Source organism: Hydrogenophaga sp., assembly GCF_041633695.1.
In the GTDB taxonomy this organism is placed as follows: Bacteria; Pseudomonadota; Gammaproteobacteria; order Burkholderiales; family Burkholderiaceae_C; genus Hydrogenophaga.
Map to the genome: position 1 here is coordinate 1 of NZ_JBFJMY010000433.1, position 3490 is coordinate 3490.

General features: G+C 62.1%; 3 protein-coding genes. 1 reads left to right on the forward strand and 2 read right to left on the reverse strand.

Annotated elements, in window-relative coordinates; genetic code table 11:
- Positions 1-764, reverse strand: a 764-nt coding sequence (locus ABYB95_RS19585; RefSeq protein WP_372660732.1) for a LysR family transcriptional regulator, incomplete at its 3' end; no start/stop codon positions are given.
- 101 nt (positions 765-865) lie between these two features.
- Here ABYB95_RS19585 and ABYB95_RS19590 point away from each other — a divergent pair.
- Complete coding sequence (locus tag ABYB95_RS19590; RefSeq protein ID WP_372660735.1) at positions 866-2044, forward strand: acyl-CoA dehydrogenase; 1179 nt, start codon at positions 866-868, stop codon at positions 2042-2044.
- Between the two features lie 202 nt (positions 2045-2246).
- On the opposite strand, the gene ABYB95_RS19595 is transcribed toward ABYB95_RS19590, so the two are convergent.
- Positions 2247-3179, reverse strand: a complete 933-nt coding sequence (locus ABYB95_RS19595; RefSeq protein WP_372660738.1) for a LysR family transcriptional regulator — start codon at positions 3177-3179, stop codon at positions 2247-2249.
- Between the last annotated feature and the right edge of the window lie 311 nt (positions 3180-3490).

Sequence of the window (3490 nt, forward strand, 5' to 3'; positions counted from 1 at the left end):
GCCGCGCCCGCCATGGCCGACTGCGCCAGCGCCTGCGGCACCAGCGCCACACCCAGGCCTTGCGACACCAGGGACACCACGCTCAACCAGTGCCGCAGCTCGTAGCGGATTTCGGGCGGAAACCCGGCTTCGGTGCACATGGTCAGGATGCGCTCGTGGTAATCGGGTGACACCTCGCGCGCCACCACCGCGAACGGCTCACCGGCCAGCTGCGCCAGCGACAGGCGCCCCCGCGTCGCCAGCACATGGGCCGCAGGCAGACAGGCCACGAACGGCTGGCTGGCCACCAGGATTTGCGAGAACCCCGCCGGCACGCGGGTGGTGTGCACAAAACCCAGATCGAGCCGCTCGTGCAGCAAATCCACCACCTGCTCGGCCGAACTCAGCTCGCGCAGCGCCAGCCGCAGCTTGGGGTGCTGGGCCTGGAAGCTTTTCAGAATCTGCGGCAGCCCGCGAAACAGCATGGTGCCGGCAAAACCGATCTGCAAGCTGCCGGCCAAGCCTTGCGCCACATCGCGTGCATGGTGGGCGGCGGCGGCGGCCTGGTCCAGCAACGCGCGGGCCTGCGGCACAAAGGCCTGGCCCGCCTCGGTGAGCTGCACGCCGCGGCTGTTGCGATCGAACAGGCGCGCGCCGACCGAGGCCTCCAGCTGCTGGATGTTGAGCGACAACGGCGGCTGTGAAATCGACAGGCGTTGGGCGGCGCGGCCAAAGTGCAGTTCTTCGGCCAGCACCAGGAAGTAGCGCAGGTGACGGAATTCCATGAATATGTTTTTTGTATGGATGAATACCTAATCCATATTAGACAGGTATTCATGGGCCGCCGACAATCCCTGAATTGCAACGCGCCTACCGGAGACAGCACATGAAAGCCACATTCAACTGGGAAGATCCCTTTTTGCTCAGCCAGCAGCTCAGCGACGACGAGCGCCAGGTGCAAGACGCCGCCCGCGCCTACTGCCAGGAAAAGCTGCTGCCCCGTGTGACCGAGGCCTTCCGGCACGAGACCACCGACACCGCCATTTTTCGTGAAATGGGCGAACTTGGCCTGCTCGGCCCCACCATTCCAGAAGCCTACGGCGGCGCAGGCCTGAACTACGTGTGCTACGGCCTGGTGGCGCGCGAAGTGGAGCGCGTGGACTCGGGCTACCGCTCGATGATGAGCGTGCAAAGCTCGCTGGTGATGGTGCCGATCAACGAATTCGGCACCGAAGCGCAGAAGCAGAAATACCTGCCCAAGCTCGCCACCGGCGAATGGATCGGCTGCTTCGGCCTGACCGAACCCAACCACGGCTCCGACCCCGGGAGCATGGTCACCCGCGCCAAAAAGGTCGACGGCGGTTACTCGATCAGCGGCGCCAAGATGTGGATCACCAACAGCCCGATCGCCGACGTGTTCGTGGTCTGGGCCAAGGACGAAGGCGGCCAGATCCGCGGTTTCATCCTCGACAAAGGCGCCAAGGGCCTGAGCGCCCCCGCCATCCACAGCAAGGTGGGGCTGCGCGCCAGCATCACCGGCGAAATCGTCATGGACGAAGTCTTCTGTCCCGAAGAAAACGCATTTCCCGATGTGCGCGGTCTCAAAGGCCCGTTCACCTGCCTCAACAGCGCGCGCTACGGCATCGCCTGGGGCGCATTGGGTGCCGCTGAAGACTGCTACTTCCGCGCCCGCCAATACGTGATGGACCGCCAGCAATTCGGCCGCCCCCTGGCCGCCAACCAGCTGATCCAGAAAAAGCTGGCCGACATGCTGACCGAAATCACCCTGGGCCTGCAAGGCTGCCTGCGCCTGGGCCGCATGAAAGACGAAGGCACAGCCGCCGTCGAAATCACCAGCATCCTGAAGCGCAACAGCTGCGGCAAATCGCTGGACATCGCCCGCCTGGCGCGCGACATGATGGGCGGCAACGGCATCAGCGACGAATTCGGCGTGGCCCGCCACCTGGTGAACCTGGAAGTGGTCAACACCTACGAAGGCACCCACGATGTGCACGCGCTGATTCTGGGCCGCGCGATCACCGGCATTGCGGCATTTTCGAACTGAACGGACGTTCAGTCACGAGCAAATAAGGGCTGCCATGGCAGCCTTTGTTGTTGATGCAATCAGCCCGGCACTCGCGTTCGGTCGAACCGCACTGTGTTCTTGAGAAGGCGCCGAATCTCCGAAAGGATTGGGCCGCAGAGAACGCGCTACCCCATAGCTGAAGCGCTCCTGTGCCTGTCCCTTTGCAGAGGATTTCAAGAGGCTACTTGACCCAGGTGCATCGTGCTGAAGGCCAGAGCCCACGACCGACGATATCGCCAAGCAACTGCTTGAGCACGATCGCGAATTCGTTCATCGCTGCGGTACGTGGCCGCGACCTCAAGGTTGCGATGCACCACGAAAAGGTGAAGTCCCGCATCAAGGTATACGAGAGAGCATGTTTTCGTGAATAGCTCTCCACGGCACTTGCAGGCAACACCGAAACACCGAGACCTCTCTCTACGAAACCAAGCAGGTTGAGCGAGTTGATTTCGATCAGGGTATCGCCGTTGATACGGAGCTTTGCGAGCGCCCGCTCGACTTGAACACGCACGTGCGTTTCCTGCGGAAGCTGGATCAGGGGTTGCCCGGCCAGCATCCGGAAGCTGGCCCGCTTTCCAGTGGGGATGCCAGCGGACTTGTTGCCGACCAGATAGGCGCACTCGTCGACAAGACTATCGAGCGTCAAGTCCGCATCCTGGTCCGAGTCGAGCATCACCGCCATTTGTAGCTGGCGCGCGTTCAGCGCGCGCCGCAACTCGGGTGTCGCGCCCTCCAGGATCCGCAGTTTGACCTTGGGGAAGGCGCGCAGAAATCGGGGCACCAGCTCCGCCGTGACAAGGCCGGCCCACGACATGGGCAAACCCACGGCGAACTCACCAGCGGGCTCGCTCGCACGGGCGCTTAGCTCGTCGCTGAGACTGGACATGCGCTCCAGGATTTCCTCTGCCACGTTCCGGAAATGTTCGCCCGCAGGCGTCAACCGTACGCCGCGCCCATGTCGCATCAGCAGCTCGACACCGGTGGTTTCTTCCAACTGCTGCAGGTGGCGGCTCAAGGCGGGTTGGGTCATATGAAGTTGCTCTGCGGCACGCGTCACGCTTCCGACTTCGGCGACCTTCACCAGGAAGCGCCATGACCTCAGCTCATTATTCATATCAATTCAGGCATTGCTCATATAAAAAGAATGACTATTGTTGCATGAATTGTTCTTCGCTAAATTGGAACCCAGCCCCACGGCGCAAAGCCGAAACCGGCATTCGAAATGCCACTGGGGTCGATCCAACCAACAGGAGACACAAGCCATGGCAGCGCGCGAAAAATTGACAAAAACCGAAGGACGCACCCCTTTGAAGATGCACCCCCGCACCCCCCTGGACCCCTACGTTGACATGAAGGTGCTGGCGGAAACCGCACGCAAGGTTTCCAACTGGAATCTCTGGGGACCGGACGACCAGATCGGCACGC

Excerpts from the sequence above, each read along its gene's own strand:
- ABYB95_RS19595 (WP_372660738.1), bottom strand. The coding sequence starts at position 3,179 with ATGAATAATGAGCTGAGGTCATGGCGCTTCCTGGTGAAGGTCGCCGAA.
- ABYB95_RS19590 (WP_372660735.1), top strand. The coding sequence starts at position 866 with ATGAAAGCCACATTCAACTGGGAAGATCCCTTTTTGCTCAGCCAGCAG.